This window comes from Paenibacillus sp. M2 (assembly GCF_046713495.1).
GTDB lineage: Bacteria > Bacillota > Bacilli > Paenibacillales > Paenibacillaceae > Paenibacillus > Paenibacillus amylolyticus_B.
The window spans coordinates 1922706-1941443 of the sequence record NZ_CP169648.1 but is presented as its reverse complement, the minus strand read 5'-3'; the positions used below and the strand labels follow the sequence as shown (position 1 = coordinate 1941443).

The window sequence follows — 18738 nt, the reverse complement described above, 5'->3', positions numbered from 1 at the left end:
GCGTTACATCACTAAAATGTTAAATTACAACTGTAAAGGGACTGACACTCACATAAGATCAACTGTATATGTTAGCTAACCGCCGTCCCTCTTCATTCATTATAGCTTTATACGTTGCCGCGTACCAATGCAGTAATGCCTGTACGGGACAATTCGCGAATGCCATATGGCTTGAGCAATTCAATCATAGCATCAATTTTGTCCGTATCTCCGACTACTTGAACGATCAGGCTGCCTGGACCAACATCTACAACGGATGCGCGGAATGTTTCTACCACACCCAGAATTTCAGGACGCTCGGAAGGCTCTGCTTTCACTTTAATCAAAGCAAGTTCACGGGCTACCATCGGTTTCAGGCTGAAATCAACCACTTTAATAACATCGATGATTTTGTACAATTGTTTCTCAATCTGCTCCAGCGTTTTATCGTCACCAATGGTGACAATAACCATCCGGGAGAGTCCAGGTTCTTCCGATTGACCTACTGTAATGCTCTCAATGTTAAATCCGCGTCGACCGAACAACCCTGATACCCGCTGAAGGACGCCTGGCTGATCGTTTACCAATATTGAAATCGTATGTCTAATCATTCGTCCGCATCCCCCATCAGCATTTGATCAATTGTTGCTCCCTGCGGAACCATTGGGTACACATTTTCATCCTTGCGTACTACGAATTCTACAACGACTGGTCCCGGTGTATCCAAAGCTTCCTGCCAAGCACGCGCTGCTTCTTCTTTATTCGTTGCACGCAATCCTTTCACACCATATGCTTCAGCCAGTTTTACAAAATCCGGACTTCCTGCCAGATCAATGTGGCTGTACCGGTTCTCATAGATGAGTTCCTGCCATTGGCGAACCATTCCGAGTACCTGATTGTTAATGATCACAATTTTTACCGGTATATTGTTAATAGCACAGATTGCGAGTTCTTGGGAACACATCTGCATTCCGCCGTCACCGTTAATGGAGATAACGAGTCTGTCCGGATTGGCCATCTGAGCACCAATTGCAGAAGGGAATCCAAAGCCCATCGTTCCGAGACCACCCGAAGTTACCCATGAACGTGGTTGATTAAACTTGTAATACTGTGCCGCCCACATCTGATGTTGTCCCACATCCGTAGTCACAATCGCTTCACCTTTGGTTGTATCATTCAACATTTCAACAACCCACTGCGGTTTCAGCACTTCGTCTGAATCCGTATAGCTGTACGGCTTCTCTTGTTTCCACTGTTTGATCTGGTCTCTCCATGCATCTGCACGCTCTGCACGTCCAACTTCTTTGTTGGCTATTTCAAGTACGGTCTTCACATCACCAACGATTGGAATATCAGTTGCAATGTTTTTACCAATCTCAGCCGGATCAATATCGATATGAACGATTTTGGCATGTGGAGCGAATCCGTCCAGCTTGCCTGTTACCCGATCATCGAATCGTGCGCCGATATTAATCAGCAGATCCGACTGTTGGATGGCCAGGTTGGATGTGTATGTTCCGTGCATTCCTGGCATCCCTGTCCATAGTTCATGCCCACTTGGGAATGCGCCTAGACCAAGGAGAGTAGTCGTAATTGGAATGCCTGTCTTCTCAACAAACTCGAACAGTTCTTCATGTCCTCCCGAGTATACCACACCGCCACCAGCCAGTATCATTGGACGTTCTGCTTCCTGAATGGCCTGAGCCAAACGGTCAACCTGCAGTTTGTTTGGTACTGTCCGTGGATTGTACCCCCTTAATGTAACAGGTTCAGTACTTGGTTCAAACAAGGTTTTGTTGGCTGATACATCTTTCGGGATGTCTATCAGTACAGGACCTTTACGGCCAGTGTTGGCAATATGGAACGCCTCATGAATGATACTCGACAAATCCTTAACATCTTTTACCAGATAGCTGTGTTTGGTGATCGGCATTGTAATCCCGGTAATATCTGCTTCCTGGAAAGCATCCGAGCCGATCAGGCTGGAATTAACATTTCCCGTAATGACAACCAGCGGCACAGAATCCATATATGCCGTGGCTATTCCAGTAACCAGATTGGTTGCTCCCGGCCCGGAGGTAGCGATACAAACACCAACTTTGCCGCTTGCACGTGCATATCCGTCAGCTGCATGAATTGCACCTTGTTCGTGACGGGTTAAGACGTGTTTGAAATCCTCGAAACCATACATTGCATCGTAAATGTACAACACCGCGCCACCCGGGTAACCAAATACGCAATCCACACCTTCAAGCAACAAGCTTCTCAGCAGAATCTCGGAACCGCTAATGACCTCCGGCTTCATCCATTTTTCACGTAATTCATCTGTCGATCGTACTTCTGGAATTTGAGCTCCCATTAGTCATCCTCCTCTCGGAATTTACACCATTCTGACATTTAAAGTTACAAAAAAAACCTTCCATCCCCTGCAAACAAGTTCATGCTTGCGAGGGACGAAAGGTTATCGCTTCCGTGGTACCACCCAACTTTGCCCGAAATTTCGCAATAACGGACCTTACCAGGTACAACAAAACGAATAGCTCAAACGAACATAGTCGTTTCCCATACCTGTTGTCTGTAACGCAGACATACGATTTTCCCTAATACGCGAAAGGAGTGACATCCAGTGCTTTTCAGGAAAACAGCTCCGAGGTGAGCTCGTATATAAGGGATAATGGTGGTGGTTTCAGCAATTCCAGCCACTCTCTGAACAAAAGAGCCCTTAAAACTTCGTCCTCTTCATAGCCGATGAAATATTCTCGTTAAATGTTAGGAACATTATATGATTCCTCCAACCGATAAGTCAATACCTGTTTTGCATAAAAATTCAGAGAACTTTCCTTCCTCCCTCTCCAGCCTATAAGGTTGCCCTAATCCCAGCGCTTCATTCAGTCACCTTTTATCTTGCCTCGGGCATAGGATATACGAGCAGCACGACTGGTCCTGAAAGGAGGCTCCGCATGGTGATTCGGCAACGCACATCCAAGCTGGATGATGGCGCCATCATGAAGCTGATTGACACTCAACTTGTTCCTTTATCCCATATGAGCGAAAAGGAAATAAATAAAATCCGCAAAGAAATACCCCTGCGAATGAACAGGGGCATGACCTTTGTTGTCTCGCCGGAGCCAGACAAAGCTGCTGTGGCATTCATCCATTTTCTCATGCATGGGGAATTGCTATATGTCGATATGATGGCCGTTAGTCCGAAAGAACAACGCAAACGATACGGGCAAACTTTGTTGCTCAAAGCAGAGAGCTTTGCGGCATCCAGGGGTTGTCGAAGATCTAAAGTGATGGTGGATGAGGGAAATACCAAAGGACTTCAGTTTTATCAAAAAAATGGATACAGCGCGATTCGATACATCATGATCAGCCGCTGCTACGAATTGGAAAAAACATTATAGAATGTCCTAGAAAAATCCTGGTGGGCGTGGACCTGGACCATAAGGGCCGAATCCAGGACCAGGTCCATATCCGCCACCAGGTCCTCCAGGTCCATATCCCGGTCCGTAGCCTGGACCATATCCAGGGCCTGGTTTTGGTCCAGGTCCATATCCGGGACCGAAGCCGGGACCACCTCCATAAGCATAAGGCAGTGTGGCAATAGCGAGCAGATCAAACAATACCAGTGGCAGAATCGCTTTTGTACGTACTTTTTTGCCATTCAAACGCTTGAGTACCAGTTTGTTGCCCGATACTTTCAACAGCTTTCCCGTAACCCGAGTGCCGTCTTTTTTGATTGCAACAATATTTTTGCCTATTAATTTCATCGCTTCATCACGCGTAACTTGTTGTTTCATACTTTCCCCTCCTCCTCGGATCGTTCAAAACAGTGTATTCGTCCATCACTGAATTCGCCTGTTTCTTTGTCCCTACCTGAAAATATGGGTATCTGCACGAGAACCAAGTTAAACGTCAAAAAGCGGCTTTGTGACGCTCAAGAAAACAAAAAAAGGGCCCGCATAAGGCGGGCCCTTTGTCAAAACTCTGAATAGCTAAACTGATATGGAAAAGGTTTTTACCTTTTACCCGGATCATATGCTTCACCGAGTGCAGACGGAGCCGAAGAACGTCCAACCGCTGCAACGAGAACGATGATGGTAAGCAGGTAAGGCAACATAAAAATAATTTCCTGGGGAATACTTTGTGACCATTCAAACAACTGTACATAATTTCGGATCGCTTGTGAGAATCCAAAGAAGACAGCCGCACCAAAGGCACCAATCGGATTCCACTTACCAAAGATCATAGCTGCAATGGCAATATAACCTTGGCCGGAAACCGTATTGTGTGAGAATGTACCCGTAGTCGTCAACGTAATCGCAGCTCCACCAATGGCCGCAAGCGCACCACTGATCATAACGCCAATATAGCGATAACGAAGCACTTTAACACCAACCGTATCAGCCGCACTTGGATGTTCACCTACAGAACGAAGGCGCAGACCAAATGGCGTTTTGAACATGATGTAATACGTCAGGAATACGAACAGAATGGCCAGATATGTTGTTGGATATACGTTCTTGAAGAAGGCTTCTCCAAGCAAAGGAATGTCTTTCAACAATGGCACATCAAACTTGCTGAAGCCTTGAACCAACGGTGAATCACCAGAACCTTCAAACAACAGTTTAACCAAGTACAACGTACTTCCTGCTGCCAAAAAGTTAATGACGATACCACTGATAATCTGGTCTGCCTTAAATGTGATAGACGCAACGGCATGAATCAGAGATACCAGTACGCCCAATACAATCGCGAGCAAAACCCCCATCCAGGCCGATGTCGTTCCTCCCATGCCCGCTTCTTGAGCATAATGCGCCCCGATTCCAGCTGCAAAGGCACCAAAGACCATAAAACCTTCAAGTCCAAGGTTGGTTACACCTGATTTTTCCGAAAAAATTCCGCCGAGTGATGCAAAAATCAATGCCGTAGCAAAGACAAGCGTCGTATTGATAATTTGCCCAATTGTCAACAAGTCCATCTACAACACCTTCTCTTTCTTACGCTTCGAATAGAACGGTTTAAGTATCCAGCGCACGATGCCTTGTGCCGCAATGAAGAAGATAATCGAACCGATCACAATCCGAATAATCTCAGGCGGAACATCCGCAGCAAAACTCATACCTGCAGATCCGTACGTGAGGGTACCAAACAACACTGCCCCCAATAACACCCCAAACGGATGATTCAAACCAATCAGGGCAACTGCAATTCCGTCAAAGCCTGTTCCTGGTGAACCCGACATTACGGTTTGGTATTGGAACACACCAAGAACCTGGAATGCACCACCAAGACCGGCAAGCATACCACTGATAAACATCGCTTTTACGATATTCCGGTTAACATGCATACCTGCATATTCAGCCGCATTAGGGTTGTAACCTACCGCACGGATTTCATAACCTTGTTTTGTTTTCCACATATAGATATAAAAGAGCACAGCCATCACAAGGGCAATCAACGTCCCCATGTGTACACGGGAATTGCCCATCAGCTCAGAAAGCCATGTCAAACTAATCGAAGCCGATTCGCTGATATCCACGGAACGATTCTCGCCCTTCAACAGCAAGAATTGGCGAACGATAAGGTTGGCGAGATATAGACCAATCCAGTTCAACATGATACTGCTGATAACTTCATTGACCCCACGTGCCGCCTTCAGATAACCAGCAATAGCGGCCCACAGACCACCAAACAATGCACCGGCAATCAAAGCCAGTGGCGCATGAAGGTAGATCGGCAAACCTGCAAATTTAACACCAACAAATGTTGCAGCGGTCATACCAACGAGAAATTGACCTTCTCCCCCGATATTAAACAATCCTGCACGTGATGCAAATGCAAATGCAAGTCCAGTCATAATTAGTGGTGTCATTTCCCGTACTGCTTCACCAAAGTTGTACATGTCACCAAATACCTTGGTGAACAGTGCACCATAGGCTTCAATTGGATTGTAGCCACCAATCAGCATGACAACTCCACCGAGAATAAGACCCATAATAATAGCTACTACAGGCAAAATAAATGAATCTCGGGTAAACCATTTCAATACGTTATTCATGCGCAGTACCTCTCTTTTGGGTGCTGCCCGCCATCATCAAGCCGAGCTCCCTGTCATTGGTTTCTTCCGGCAGCACCTCGCCAACGATCTGGCCTTCATAAATAACAGCAATTCGGTCAGATACATTGATAATCTCATCAAGCTCAAATGAAATCAGCAGAACAGCCTTCCCTTGATCGCGCTGTGCAATCAGTTGCTTTTGCACGAACTCAATAGCCCCTACATCCAAACCACGTGTTGGTTGCGCAGCAATAAGCAGTTCAGGGTTTTTATCTACCTCACGGGCGATAATGGCCTTTTGCTGGTTTCCTCCGGACAAGGACCGAGCTTTGGTCTCGATGCTTGGTGTACGCACGTCAAATGCCTCAACAAGCCGCTTCGCCTGCTGTTTGATGGCATCGAAGTTAAGGAACCCTTTACGGGTGTATGGTGCTTTATAATACGATTCCAGAACGATATTTTCACTCACTGAAAAATCAAGTACAAGTCCGTGTTTATGGCGATCTTCCGGAATGTGGGCTACACCCGACTCCGAGATATGGCGCGGAGAATGATTGGACAGCTCCTTGCCCTCCAAAAGAATTGAACCGCTCTCTACTTTACGAAGTCCAGTAAGGGCTTCAATCAGTTCACTTTGGCCGTTACCATCCACGCCTGCGATTCCGACAATCTCTCCTGCACGTACGTTCAGGTTAAGTTGGTTCAGAACCGAAATACCTTCTTTATTCTTAGCCGTTAATTTACTGACTTCGAGCACATTGGCTCCAGGTGTAGCCGGTTTTTTGTCCACTTTGAATGTGACATTCCGCCCCACCATTTTCTCTGCCAACTCATTCGGATTTGTTTCCGAAGTTTTGACCGAATCAATCACTTTACCCCGTCGAATAATCGTTACCGTATCGGAGATTTCCATGATTTCTTTCAGTTTGTGCGTGATCAAAATAATGGATTTTCCTTCAGATACAAGCTTCTTCATGATGATCATCAGCTCTTTGATCTCTTGAGGAGTCAATACAGCTGTAGGCTCGTCAAAAATCAGAATGTCTGCACCGCGATACAACGTTTTAACAATCTCTACACGTTGCTGCATTCCGACAGAAATATCATGAATTTTGGCATGAGGATTCACTTTAAGTCCATACTGTTCGGAAAGACGCTGAACTTCAGCGGCTGCTTTTTTATAGTTAATATTGAGACCCTTCGTTGGTTCAGATCCCAAAATAATGTTCTCTGTTACCGTGAACGGCTGTACAAGTTTAAAGTGCTGATGCACCATGCCTATGCCAAGATCGATCGCTCGATTAGGGCTGTCGATGATGACAGGCTTGCCATTCACTTCAATGGAACCTTCATCTGGCTGATAGAGACCAAATACAATATTCATCAACGTTGACTTACCAGCGCCGTTTTCGCCCAGTAGCGCATGGATCTCGCCTTTACGAAGCTGAAGGCTGATGGCGTCGTTGGCAACAATGCCTGGGAAACGCTTCGTAATTTGTTTTAACTCAACGACGGGGGTTGCTGCACCCATGTAATCACCCTTATAACTGATATAGTGTGGTTCCGCAAACGTAAAAAAAAACGTCTATCGACGTACTTTCAAAGAAGACAGACCGCGCTTAGCTGAAGTTTTTCTTGCGAGAATCGAATGGTTCAGCTCATTAAGAACATATCAATTCCATTATTTTAAGAAAAGCTCCTACCGGAGCGTTGGTGCACAGTGACCTTGTACAATTGTTATGATGACTTGATCAAATGTTCCTGTTCTTGCAATCATAAGGCCGGTCAAGACCGGCCCCAATGATTATTCATTTGCGACTAAGATCAAAATTACTCTGTAGGAACTTTGATTTCGCCGCTGATGATTTTTTCTTTGTACTCTTCCACTTTTGCAAGTGTATCAGCAGATACATTGGCAGTAGAAGTATCAGCAATACCTACGCCGTTTTCTTTCAAAGTCAGGTTCTCGGAACCGCCAGCGAATGTACCATCAACTACTTCTTTGTTAACGCGCTTAACTGCTTCGTCAACTTTTTTGATCATGGAAGTCAAAGTGATCTCATCACCAAACTCAAGAGATTGGTCTTTGTCCACACCGATAACCCATACATCTTGACCTTGTTTCTTACGAGCACTTGCTTCGTTAAACACACCATTACCTGTTGCGCCAGAAGCGTGGAAGATAATATCTACGCCTTCATTGTAAAGTGTCGCTGCTGCTGCTTTACCCAAGTCAGGTTTATCAAATGCACCTGTGTAGTTAGAAATGAATTGAGCATCAGGGTTAACTGCTTTAACGCCTTCTCTGAATCCTACTTCAAACTTTTTGATCAGTGGGCTTTCCATACCACCTACAAAACCAATTTTGTTGGATTTTGTTGTCAGACCAGCCACAACACCAACCAGGTAAGATCCTTCTTCTTCAGCAAATGTTACGGATTTAACGTTAGGAGCATCAACAACACTGTCGATGATCGCGAGTTTGGAATCAGGGTTTTGCTCAGCTACAGTCTTGATTGCATCAGCCAATTGGAAACCGATACCCCAAGTCAGATCATATCCACCTTTGACGAATTCGTTCAAGTTAGGAATGTACTCTTCATCGGATTTACTTTGCAGGTATTTAACTGCTACACCTGTTTCTGTTTCAGTCGCTTGCAGAGCTTCCCAAGCGGATTGGTTAAAGGATTTGTCATTAACTCCACCTACGTCAGTAACCATACCGATTTTGAGATCGGATTTCGCTTCAGTGGGAGTTCCACCTGTATCTCCTCCGGCATTTGTTTCTTCTTTCGGTTTGCTACCGCAACCCGCGAGCATAACCGATACCGCCAGCAACATTACCAAAGACAAGCTGAGCATCTTTTTCATTTCTCTTTTTCCCCCTTAATGATATATCCCTCATTCCAATCCAGCCTACAATTGAACGGTTAACAGATAGCAGAAATGACTTTTATGCAGAATGTATGGTTTCTTCGACATTAAAAGCGCATTTTCACCCTTGTGGCATCCTATCATCTGTCGAAAAACCGAACATTATGACATGGAGAGAAAAATCTAGGACTAGCCTACTAGAGGTGATTATACAATCAACCAGTGTTAAAATCCAGATGTTTCATCACCAAATATCACATATTTTTGTTCTTTTTTTATTGAAAACGCTTAATAATTTAGCGTTTTAACACACTAACGTTACAACGATGTGATGTTATATCACAAAAACATATCGTGAACTTTAGTGATGAGTGGGATTCACCTGTATTCATTTGTATTATTTCACCGTTCGTATTTTATGTATTCTCATGGACGGTTATTCAACCAGTTATCTGGTTTCATTGTTCCCCTCCAGACTACAGCCTATTCGCTCTACTCATTCAGAGATTCATCTTCGAATTTCTTCCAAGCCGTAAAAAAAGCCGCCATATAGGTACGGCGGCTTGGATCATACAATTTAAGCGTTGATTTTGCCTTTAGCTACAGTAGCCAAAGAGTTGAACGCATTGATGTCGTTAACGGCCAGATCAGCCAACATTTTGCGGTTCATGTCTACTCCAGCAAGTTTCAAACCATGGATCAGTTTGTTGTAAGACAAACCATTCATACGTGCTGCTGCATTGATACGAACGATCCACAGTCTGCGGAAGTTACGTTTCGTGTTGCGACGGTCACGGTATGCGTATACCAGGGATTTCATTACTTGCTCGTTAGCTGTTTTAAAGATACGGTGTTTGGAACCGAAATAACCTCTTGCCAGTTTCAAAACCTTTTTATGACGACGACGTACTACAAAACCGCCTTTTACTCTTGCCATATTAAAGAACCTCCCAAATAAATATAAATATATCCGTGGTATGTGTACGGCCGTAGCCGATCCCCCATACGGAATGTACTAATTAGAATTAGCCTTTCAAGTTAGCCAAACCTTGTTTCAAACGTCTAACATCCCCGGCAGCCATAACTGGGTTACCGTTCAGAACGCGCTTAGCACGTTTGGATTTGTGGGAAAGCAAGTGGTTTTTGTGAGCTTTGTAACGAAGGACTTTACCGGAACCGGTAATTTTGAAGCGTCCTTTCAAACTGCTGTGTGTTTTCATTTTAGGCATTTTGTGTTTCCTCCTCCAATGTTATCAGGCTTTAGGAGCCAAGATCATGATCATACTGCGGCCTTCCAATTTTGGTTGACGTTCAACAGTACAAAGTTCTGCAACTTCTACCTTAACGCGCTCCAAAATCCGTTGACCAATCGCGGCATGTGCAATTTCACGTCCGCGATAACGAACAGAACATTTCACTTTGTCGCCTTCGTTCAAAAACTTAACTACATTACGAAGCTTCGTTTGATAATCGTGCTCCTCAATATTGGAACGGAACCATACTTCTTTAATATCAACAATTTTCTGGTTCTTACGGGCTTCTTTATCTTTCTTTTGTTGCTCATAGCGGAATTTGCCATAGTCCATAATACGACACACCGGCGGTTTAGCCTGTGGTGCCACATTGACCAGATCCAAATTCAGGTCAATCGCCATTTGCAGTGCTTCGCGAATGGGCGTAATCCCAATTTGTTCTCCTTCAGCTCCGACAAGGCGTACTTCCTTCGCCCGAATCTCATCATTAATCATGTGATCTTTACTAATAATCGTCCACCTCCAGGTCATTTTGAATATCCAGTTAAACAAAAATAAAAGGGATGCCGGTCAAGCTACCGACATCCCTGTAATCAACACAATTCTTCATGAGTATACACTTCATAAATTATTGGGATCGTTGACCAGCCAACATGTTTGTTGATCAGGTGAGAAGTCGGACTTCTGCTTGTGATTCCATTTCTATTCGTTTTAAGGCACTTGAATACTATATCACCCACAAAACACATTGTCAACATTCTTCACAACATTTTTTTTGTGAATTATACATTTGTGATATCAGATGTCAACAAGGTATCGCATGCAAGTTCCTTACCCTTGTTTGCTTTGCACCTCATCCAACCGCACAACACGTGTATGTTGAGTGTGGCTCCACTGTTTGTTGTTCTGCGTAAAGAAAGCGTAGAACGTAATCGGGTACCAAGACAGCAGGTAGATCGGGAACAAAATCAGATATAGATAAACTTTGGCAAAGGTAACCTTCTCCAGCGCCATGGACAACAGGAACGTCAGAATGTTCAAACCAATAGCCACGAACCCAACCCATAGCGGGAAGTATCCATAAATATTAGCAATGTGCGGACCACTGAATATAGCCATGTCTACCCACATCACAGCCGTCATCAGGAACGTAAGCAATACCACATAGACATTGGCTCCATAGATAGCAAGGTCGAATTTCACCAGGCTTCTTTCCTTAATGGACTGCCATAGCAACGGGAAGAAGTATCTACGCGCAACTGTAAAGTGACCTTGCATCCAGCGCAGACGTTGTCTCGCTGAAGCTTTGAATGTTAATGGCTTCTCATCAAATACTTTGGCGTCATAGTTGAAAACAGGATACACATTACGTTGCACACTGCGCATCGTAAATTCCAAATCCTCAACCAGACTTGTTGCACCCCAACCAATTTCCTTCAACAGGTTGGTCTCAAAGCACATTCCGGTTCCTCCGAGGAAATTCGCCATATTCAAGTTATGACGAGACAACTGCCACAGACGGTTGATGTACCAGTAAGATACACCATAAGCTGCAGTAATCCAGGAATCCTCCGGATTTTTCGTATCAATGTATCCTTGGATAACACGCGAACCATTGTTCAAGTCATCATTCATCTCAAGCAAGAAGTTACGGTCAACCAGGTTATCCGCGTCAAACATAACAACTGCGTCATACTGACGTGGCAATTTCCACAGGTACTTAAGCATCCATTCGATGGCGTACCCTTTACCTCTTAAATCGGCATTGGTACGTACACAGGCGTTTAATCCATGCTCTCTGACAATTTGAGCCGTTCCATCCGTACAGTTGTCACAGATGACAAACACATCGTACAGATCTTCCGGATAATCAAGTTGTTTCAAGTTCTCCATCAAGGCACCAATGACTTGTTCCTCATTGTGTGCTGCGACGAGAACAGCGAATGATTTTGTCGCCGGATAATGTTTCTTTTTCTTTTTCTTAATCAGACCGAACAGCGAAAACGTGAATTGGTACACGGCTAGCAGTGCCAGAATGACCTGCATCGTGACGAATATAGCGTCCAACATCGTTCTCTGTTACCCCCTTTTTTTCAAACCCCAGTTTACTCAAGCATTTCTCTTCCTGATTCTGCAATTTATTTTTTTTTGATCTGCAGAATATGACCCTGTTTCTTTTGTGTACTACGTGAATATATCAGGCAATGTTTCAAAGCTTGGTTGCTATCAGTTGGCTGCTTTATCGATTCTGTATCCTTTTCAGTCATTTGTCAAAACCCCAATTCCACTTTCTGAAGCAGAAATGTGATCTTTAAACGCTGAATAGACACTTCGTGATACCACAACCTCGCATTCATGCCTGTTATATCTTATTTTCAGCCGTTTACTTGATTTTTATTTCTAAAGTCCCTGCTTTTTTCATCAGCATGTTATTCTTCGTCAGAGGCTCTATAACAAATAACGCAAACAGAACTCAAAAAGTTTGAAACAGAACTCACATTTTTTTACCTCATTTCAGCCATGTTGAATCATTGTATCTTTTTTGGTTGACCCAAGTCAAAAAGTTAAGATGGGTATATATCCACTCTTTAACATGAATTTTACTTTCTTTACATGGGTTCTTCTTGAAAAGGACAACATTTAAAAATATGATAAACATATACCTGAAATAACCTCAAGTTCACGAAAAACGGTTATATACTAATCAGGACGAAACCGGATGCAGAAAATCACCGGAAATAATGCCGCCATTACGGGCGGCCTGACTGGCAGGAGGCCAATATGAGCCGTTTATTCTTAAAGTTTCAAGATTATGATCGAAATGTTTTTATGTGGATCAACGGCCGACTTCATAATCGTTTTATGAATTTTTGGCTGTATTATTTTACCCATCTGGGTGGAGCAACATCTTCTATTGCAATATCCTTGTTAATCTGGCTGCTTGCTCCAGCCCCATGGAGCACAACAGGACTCCAGGCTTGTATCGCTCTTGCGATCAGCCACATTCCTGTTGCCATCGCGAAAAAATTGTATCCCCGCATTCGACCTTATCTGGCCTTGCCGGATACAATTACGTTCCGTAATCCCCTGACGGATCACTCGTTTCCTTCAGGGCACACAACTGCCATTTTTTCGGTCACAGTTCCCTTTATGACCACTGATCCGATCTTATTGCTAATATTGTTGCCTGTGGCCCTTATTGTCGGATTCTCTCGAATTTATCTGGGATTACACTATCCTTCCGATGTTCTGGCTGGTGCCACAATAGGTACTTTAGTCGCACTTGCAACAGTTGCATTCTGGTCTTAAAGCCGATATGTTAGACTCAGAAAAACCTAGCAGGAACAGGTGAAGCAAGCGTGGAGAAAAAAAGAGTATTACTATTATCTGAAGGCTTTGGTACGGGTCATACTCAAGCCGCCTATGCACTGTCCAGCAATTTGCGAAAGCTCTCGCCAGACGTGCAGACAAAAGTGCTTGAACTGGGAAGTTTCTTAAATCCCAAGGTTGCACCTCTGATTATAACAGCATACAAAAAAACGGTTACCAACCAACCCAAACTTGTCGGATACGTATACAGACACCAATATAAAAAATCATTAAACAGGCTGACAACACTGGCGCTGCATAAACTGTTCTATACACATACACGCAGCGTTGTGCGCCAGTTACGTCCCGATGCAATCGTCTGTACACATCCGATTCCAAGTGCTGTCATATCCAGACTGAAGCGTCTGGGTGTACAGGTTCCCCTATGCACAGTCATCACCGACTATGATGCACATGGGACGTGGATTAACCGTGAAGTAGACCTTTATCTGGTTTCTTCAGATGAGGTTAAGTCCAAACTAATGCTACGCGGCGTACCTACAGACAACATTCGAGTCACGGGCATTCCGGTACATCCAAATTTCTGGGAGCATCCCGGGCGAGAAGAGATTCGAAACAGATTTAACCTCAAGAACATGCCTACTGTACTGGTGATGGGTGGCGGCTGGGGAATGCTCAGTGACAAGCTGGTCCACCCGCTGCTGACACGCTGGCATGAAGATATTCAGATCATTTTTTGTCTGGGTCGCAATGATAAAGCACGGATCAGCATGGAACAGAACCCCATGTATCGCAAAGAAAACATTCATATTATGGGGTACACCAACGAAGTGGACAAATTGATGGAAGTATCCGACCTGCTGATCACCAAACCTGGGGGAATGACATGCAGTGAAGGCTTGGCCAAAGGAATTCCAATGTTGTTCCACAACCCTATACCTGGTCAGGAAGAAGAAAACGTCCATTATTTTACGGCAAGAGGATTGGGAGAACCCATAACTTCGCATGACGTAGTGGTCAAATGGATGAACAAGCTGTTGCATCACTACCCGGATGTTGTACGTAAACGCAAACGTCATCTGGCCGAAATCGCCAAGGTTCATCCGATGCAGAGCGCTCAAAGTATTATCGATCTGCTGGAGGACGTTCGTCCTTCATCCGCAGAAGAGGCCCGTTTATGAATTTATCCAAATAAAGTGCTGCTTCCCATAATCTTTATCCAATCATGCCTCTAACCAACGGCTTCAAACAAGCCTGCAACCACATTGAAAAGGTGCCTTCGGATTTGAAGGCACCTTTTCTTTATGAAGGAAAGTACAAATTATTGAATGCCTGTTGACTTCAAGTACTCCTGCCACTGCTTGGTGTATTCCGCCTGAATTTTTTCCAATCCTGCTTGCTTCGCCTTCTCCATAAATGTGTTCAATCCAGCCTCTACGTCTGCCACCAAACCTACATTAAGCGGATACAAATATTGTTTTTCCACTTGTTCCAATGCAGCCTTCTCGGCTTGGTACGGAGTCCAGTCTTCAGCAAATCCTGTAAAGATATCCGGCTTTTTGATTTTGTCGAGATCTTCAAACATGGTCAGCACGTCATCAAAGGTTTTATCATAGAGCATGAATTCCGGATTACGCCAAGCCCACCCATTCATGCCCTCACGCGGGAAGCCGTTTGTTTGTGCATCTCCGACCATTTTGTAGTATCCATTATCTACCTCGAAGTTTTTGCCTTCAACGCCGTATTCAGTCAACCAGTTATATCGTTTATCTGTCACCAGTTTCTCATAAAATGCCAATGCTTTTTCCGGGTTTTTACTGCTACGCGGAATCGCAAAACCATTGTGGATCGGGTGAACCGGTTGTGCAAACCCTTTTGCATTCGGGTAAGGGAAATAAGCCAATTTCCAATCTGGATGCGTAGACTGCACCTTGATTACATCTGCATTAAATTTGTTAGGGTTTTCCCCAGACAGAACAACAGCCGCTTTTCCATTTTGCAACAACGAGTTGGATGTATCTTTTACATTCAGTACGTTTTTCGGGAAAAATCCTTTATCCATCCAACGTTTGTATGTTTTCAGGTCTTCCAGGTGTTGCGCGGATCCCCAGTAGGGCGTCACGGTTGATGGTGTGTCATACATAATATCCAGTCCATATGGAAGTTGACCTGCTGTATTAACCAGCTTGGATGTCAATTGACGAATACCATGGGTATGGTTGGCATTGCTATCCGCAATAGGAATCATATTGGGTTCGTTGGCTTTGATGCCCTCCAGATACGCTTCGAGCGTCTCCAATGATTCCGGTTTTGGAAGATTGTACTTCTCGCGCAAGTCCTCACGGTACGCAATCCCCTCGGTTACATACTCAATCCAAGTGGATGGAACAGTATAGATTTTGTCATTGATTTTGACAGCATTCCACATGTCATCAGGGACATGAGCTTTCAGTGCTGGCGCTGCTGTAGGCAACATTTCGTCCAGTGGCAGGAACGCACCCTTCTTGGCATAGGACTGGTAGAATGTCCAATCCGCTGTGAAGATCAGATCGATCGGCTGTCCCGAAGACAGCAGCAGTTTATATTTTTGATCCCAGTCGGTCCATGAGGTGTAGTTGAATTTCACATTGACGTTCAGATCAGCCTCCGCCAGCTTATTGATCTCGGATTCAATAACAGGCAGATCTTTCGGAGCATCCCCAAGCATGTAAAATTGAAGCGTGACTTTCTCGCCTTTGTTCCCGGATGTTCCTCCCTGCTCGCTTCCTTGCGTCGATCCCCCCGAACCGTTATTACATGCGGCAAGTACCCCGGCGAACAACATCAGGGCAAGTACCAGAGACAGGTGCCGAATTGTTTTGTTACGCATACGCATCCTCCCTTTTTGTGGTGAACCTTTATATGTTAGCGCAGACTCGCCATGTTTCAGACCGGAAATGATGCCAGCAGCCTGACACCCACAGCGTGTTCACGTTCTAACCTTTCACTGCACCAATGGTGAGTCCTTTGACAAAATAACGTTGTACAAACGGATACAGGAACAAAATCGGTCCCGTTACAACGATAGCCATTGCCATCTTGGTTGATTCCGTAGGCACATCCTGACTGAGTGTGATCCCTGTGCCAATCGCCATCTGGTCAATGAATGTAATCGTGTTCATCGTGTTGTAGAGATAAAATTGCAGTTGGTACATATCCGGGTTGTTAATGAAGAGGGATGAGGTAAACCAGTCATTCCAGTAACCCAATGCCAGGAACAGACCTACGGTGGCGATACCAGGCATCGCCAGTTTCAACACAATGCTGAAATAGATGCGGAAGTCATTCGCTCCATCAATTTTGGCGGACTCAATCAATTCATCCGGCACTGCCGAGCGAATGAAGTTTTTCATCAGGATAATGAGGAATGGCGTCATCAACCCCGGGAAAATAAGTACGGTGTACGTATCTGTGAGATTGAAGTAGTTCGCCAGCATAATGTACCAAGGCACAAGTCCCCCACCGAACAAGGTTGTGAAGTAGATAAAAAACGAGAACGTATTCCGATATTTAAAGTCCTTACGCTGGAGCACAAATCCGGCCATCGTAATGAGGAACAGCCCTAGCGTAGTCCCCACCACCGTTGTAAAGACCGTTACCCCATAAGCTTTGAGTACCTGAGTCGGGAATTTGAACACCATTTTGTAACCTTCCAGGGAAAAGTCCGTTGGAAAGAGGTGATAACCATCCCTCACAATGGACTCGTTGCTGCTGAATGAACCGGATAGGATCAGCAGAAACGGTAGCAAGCACATGATGGATAAAATGATGATGAAGCTGTAGGAAATCAGTTGAAACATGAAAGTGAATTCCGAATCTCTGAGACGCGTATTCGTACGCGTGTGAGTATTCATTGGCGTGTTCATGATCGTTCTCCCTCCTGCCCTGCGGGCGTTCTAGAACAAGGCGTAGTCCTCATTTACTTTGCGGATAATATAGTTGACGGTCATGATCAAAATGAATCCAAACAACGATTGATAGAGACCAGCAGCCGTTGCCATCCCGATATCAAACGTTACTTTCAGAGAACGATACACATACGTATCAATAATATCTGTAGCGTTGTATAGCACCCCGTTGTTGCCAATCAGTTGATAGAACAGGTCAAACTGTCCCTTCATGATGCTGCCGAGCGAGAACAACAATAGGATGACAAAGGTTGGCTTCAACATTGGTACCGTAATGTACCAGATCCGCTGAAATATATTGGCTCCGTCGATTCGGGCAGCCTCATAGTACTCGTCACTGATCCCCGTTATGGCGGCCAGATAGATGACCATGCTGTATCCAAGATTTTTCCACAGATAAAAGATGATGATCAGGAACACCCAGATCCAGGGTGTGTTATAAATGTCGACTGGACCGGCCTCAAAACGTTTGAGCACCGTGTTCACAAAACCCGACTCGTAGTTAAACATGTTGTAAGCGATTACACTCAATAGTACAAATGAGATGAAATACGGCAAGAACATGACGGATTGCGTGATTTTTTTGAATAACCTGCCCCGGATTTCGCTAAGCATGATCGCACAGAAGATCGCCAGACCGTTTCCTAATATAATGAAGGCGAGATTGTAACCCACAGTGTTGGTTGTGAGCTTCAGCAGCATTCCGGATTGCCACAGGAACTTAAAGTTCTCCAGACCGACAAATGGACTACCAAATAATCCGCCTTCAAAATCATACCGGGTGAACGCATAATAGATGCCGACCATCGGAAAATACGAGTTAATCAGAAAAAAGATCAGCGTGGGCAACAGCATCAGAAACATGATTTTGTTTTTGTTCAATTCTTTGAGCATGGCTCGATCCCTCCCGAATTTCTTGCGGTGCTGCGTGGTGGAGCTCTCTTTTTATTGTAGATGCTCTCTTCACTCACGGATACTGAAGCTTCCCTTCAGAAAATGAACGATTCTGCGAAATGAACTATGAACAAAATGAACGAACCATGAAATGAACAGACACCCACACACATCCGTTCACAAATGTTGATATCGTGCATAGGCTACACCTAGTGAACAATCCAGCGAAAGTTGAACTTTATGTAGAGAAAACAGGCAAAATGGCCTGTCCAGCATTGATGTAAACGCATACATAATATATAATTCAAGTTACTCTTGCTCTTCTGCTCATCCATGTATGAAGCCCCACTTATGTATATGAAATTCTATGTTGTTCACCCAAAACAGGTGGTTCGAG

Annotated in this window: 17 protein-coding genes; 3 read left to right on the top strand and 14 right to left on the bottom strand. The window is 44.5% G+C overall.

Annotated elements, in window-relative coordinates:
• Positions 1 to 107 precede the first annotated feature (107 nt).
• Positions 108 to 590 carry an acetolactate synthase small subunit gene (gene ilvN / locus ACETMN_RS08985; RefSeq protein ID WP_024628317.1) on the bottom strand — a complete coding sequence of 161 codons (483 nt, stop codon included), beginning with the start codon at positions 588 to 590 and terminating at the stop codon, positions 108 to 110.
• A complete protein-coding gene (gene ilvB, locus ACETMN_RS08980; protein ID WP_036610160.1) occupies positions 587 to 2338 on the bottom strand; it encodes a biosynthetic-type acetolactate synthase large subunit in 1752 nt (583 codons plus the stop codon). The genes ilvN and ilvB overlap by 4 nt, the downstream gene beginning before the upstream one ends.
• Positions 2339 to 2942: 604 nt before the next feature.
• Between ilvB and ACETMN_RS08975 the strand changes: the two genes are divergently transcribed.
• A complete protein-coding gene (locus ACETMN_RS08975; RefSeq protein WP_237176231.1) occupies positions 2943 to 3386 on the top strand; it encodes a GNAT family N-acetyltransferase in 444 nt (147 codons plus the stop codon).
• Between the two features lie 6 nt (positions 3387 to 3392).
• Here the strand turns inward: ACETMN_RS08975 and ACETMN_RS08970 are convergent, their stop codons facing one another.
• The 9 genes from ACETMN_RS08970 to ACETMN_RS08930 form a co-directional block, all read right to left on the bottom strand.
• Complete coding sequence (locus tag ACETMN_RS08970; protein ID WP_047842246.1) at positions 3393 to 3782, bottom strand: hypothetical protein; 390 nt, start codon at positions 3780 to 3782, stop codon at positions 3393 to 3395.
• Between the two features lie 218 nt (positions 3783 to 4000).
• The gene (locus ACETMN_RS08965; RefSeq protein WP_091014847.1) at positions 4001 to 4963 is read right to left on the bottom strand and encodes an ABC transporter permease; all 963 of its coding nucleotides are present in this window, start codon (positions 4961 to 4963) and stop codon (positions 4001 to 4003) included.
• A complete protein-coding gene (locus ACETMN_RS08960) occupies positions 4964 to 6043 on the bottom strand; it encodes an ABC transporter permease (protein WP_036610168.1) in 1080 nt (359 codons plus the stop codon).
• The gene (locus tag ACETMN_RS08955) at positions 6036 to 7574 is read right to left on the bottom strand and encodes an ABC transporter ATP-binding protein (RefSeq protein WP_210107588.1); all 1539 of its coding nucleotides are present in this window, start codon (positions 7572 to 7574) and stop codon (positions 6036 to 6038) included. Before ACETMN_RS08955 ends, ACETMN_RS08960 begins: the two co-directional genes overlap by 8 nt.
• 299 nt (positions 7575 to 7873) lie before the next feature.
• Positions 7874 to 8914: a BMP family protein gene (locus ACETMN_RS08950; protein ID WP_091014850.1), complete on the bottom strand. Its 1041-nt coding sequence runs from the start codon at positions 8912 to 8914 to the stop codon at positions 7874 to 7876.
• A gap of 580 nt (positions 8915 to 9494) precedes the next feature.
• Positions 9495 to 9854, bottom strand: a complete 360-nt coding sequence (rplT, locus tag ACETMN_RS08945; RefSeq protein WP_017689664.1) for a 50S ribosomal protein L20 — start codon at positions 9852 to 9854, stop codon at positions 9495 to 9497.
• An 88-nt stretch (positions 9855 to 9942) separates the two neighbouring features.
• On the bottom strand, positions 9943 to 10146 hold the full coding sequence (rpmI, locus tag ACETMN_RS08940) for a 50S ribosomal protein L35 (protein ID WP_017689665.1): 204 nt from the start codon (positions 10144 to 10146) through the stop codon (positions 9943 to 9945).
• A gap of 24 nt (positions 10147 to 10170) precedes the next feature.
• Entirely contained in the window at positions 10171 to 10665 is a 495-nt protein-coding gene (gene infC, locus ACETMN_RS08935) for a translation initiation factor IF-3 (protein WP_017689666.1), read from the bottom strand.
• Positions 10666 to 11001: 336 nt separating this feature from the next.
• A complete protein-coding gene (locus ACETMN_RS08930; protein WP_036610177.1) occupies positions 11002 to 12240 on the bottom strand; it encodes a glycosyltransferase family 2 protein in 1239 nt (412 codons plus the stop codon).
• Positions 12241 to 12951: 711 nt separating this feature from the next.
• On the opposite strand from ACETMN_RS08930, the gene ACETMN_RS08925 reads away from it, so the two are divergent.
• Positions 12952 to 13479: a phosphatase PAP2 family protein gene (locus ACETMN_RS08925; protein WP_091014852.1), complete on the top strand. Its 528-nt coding sequence runs from the start codon at positions 12952 to 12954 to the stop codon at positions 13477 to 13479.
• Positions 13480 to 13529: 50 nt separating this feature from the next.
• The gene (locus ACETMN_RS08920) at positions 13530 to 14681 is read left to right on the top strand and encodes an MGDG synthase family glycosyltransferase (protein WP_091014854.1); all 1152 of its coding nucleotides are present in this window, start codon (positions 13530 to 13532) and stop codon (positions 14679 to 14681) included.
• Positions 14682 to 14821: 140 nt separating this feature from the next.
• On the opposite strand, the gene ACETMN_RS08915 is transcribed toward ACETMN_RS08920, so the two are convergent.
• The 3 genes from ACETMN_RS08915 to ACETMN_RS08905 form a co-directional block, all read right to left on the bottom strand.
• Positions 14822 to 16375: an ABC transporter substrate-binding protein gene (locus ACETMN_RS08915; RefSeq protein WP_373419814.1), complete on the bottom strand. Its 1554-nt coding sequence runs from the start codon at positions 16373 to 16375 to the stop codon at positions 14822 to 14824.
• Positions 16376 to 16475: 100 nt separating this feature from the next.
• Positions 16476 to 17339, bottom strand: coding sequence for a carbohydrate ABC transporter permease (locus ACETMN_RS08910; RefSeq protein WP_370511436.1), 864 nt, complete (start codon positions 17337 to 17339; stop codon positions 16476 to 16478).
• Between the two features lie 96 nt (positions 17340 to 17435).
• Entirely contained in the window at positions 17436 to 18341 is a 906-nt protein-coding gene (locus tag ACETMN_RS08905) for an ABC transporter permease (RefSeq protein ID WP_017689672.1), read from the bottom strand.
• Positions 18342 to 18738: the final 397 nt, after the last annotated feature.

Bases quoted from the DNA above. Each gene is read 5' to 3' on its own strand.
- ilvN (WP_024628317.1), bottom strand. From the start codon at position 590: ATGATTAGACATACGATTTCAATATTGGTAAACGATCAGCCAGGCGTC.
- ilvB (WP_036610160.1), bottom strand. From the start codon at position 2,338: ATGGGAGCTCAAATTCCAGAAGTACGATCGACAGATGAATTACGTGAA.
- ACETMN_RS08970 (WP_047842246.1), bottom strand. From the start codon at position 3,782: ATGAAACAACAAGTTACGCGTGATGAAGCGATGAAATTAATAGGCAAA.
- ACETMN_RS08965 (WP_091014847.1), bottom strand. From the start codon at position 4,963: ATGGACTTGTTGACAATTGGGCAAATTATCAATACGACGCTTGTCTTT.
- ACETMN_RS08960 (WP_036610168.1), bottom strand. From the start codon at position 6,043: ATGAATAACGTATTGAAATGGTTTACCCGAGATTCATTTATTTTGCCT.
- ACETMN_RS08955 (WP_210107588.1), bottom strand. From the start codon at position 7,574: ATGGGTGCAGCAACCCCCGTCGTTGAGTTAAAACAAATTACGAAGCGT.
- ACETMN_RS08950 (WP_091014850.1), bottom strand. From the start codon at position 8,914: ATGAAAAAGATGCTCAGCTTGTCTTTGGTAATGTTGCTGGCGGTATCG.
- rplT (WP_017689664.1), bottom strand. From the start codon at position 9,854: ATGGCAAGAGTAAAAGGCGGTTTTGTAGTACGTCGTCGTCATAAAAAG.
- rpmI (WP_017689665.1), bottom strand. From the start codon at position 10,146: ATGCCTAAAATGAAAACACACAGCAGTTTGAAAGGACGCTTCAAAATT.
- infC (WP_017689666.1), bottom strand. From the start codon at position 10,665: ATGATTAATGATGAGATTCGGGCGAAGGAAGTACGCCTTGTCGGAGCT.
- ACETMN_RS08930 (WP_036610177.1), bottom strand. From the start codon at position 12,240: ATGTTGGACGCTATATTCGTCACGATGCAGGTCATTCTGGCACTGCTA.
- ACETMN_RS08925 (WP_091014852.1), top strand. From the start codon at position 12,952: ATGAGCCGTTTATTCTTAAAGTTTCAAGATTATGATCGAAATGTTTTT.
- ACETMN_RS08915 (WP_373419814.1), bottom strand. From the start codon at position 16,375: ATGCGTATGCGTAACAAAACAATTCGGCACCTGTCTCTGGTACTTGCC.
- ACETMN_RS08910 (WP_370511436.1), bottom strand. From the start codon at position 17,339: ATGTTTCAACTGATTTCCTACAGCTTCATCATCATTTTATCCATCATG.
- ACETMN_RS08905 (WP_017689672.1), bottom strand. From the start codon at position 18,341: ATGCTCAAAGAATTGAACAAAAACAAAATCATGTTTCTGATGCTGTTG.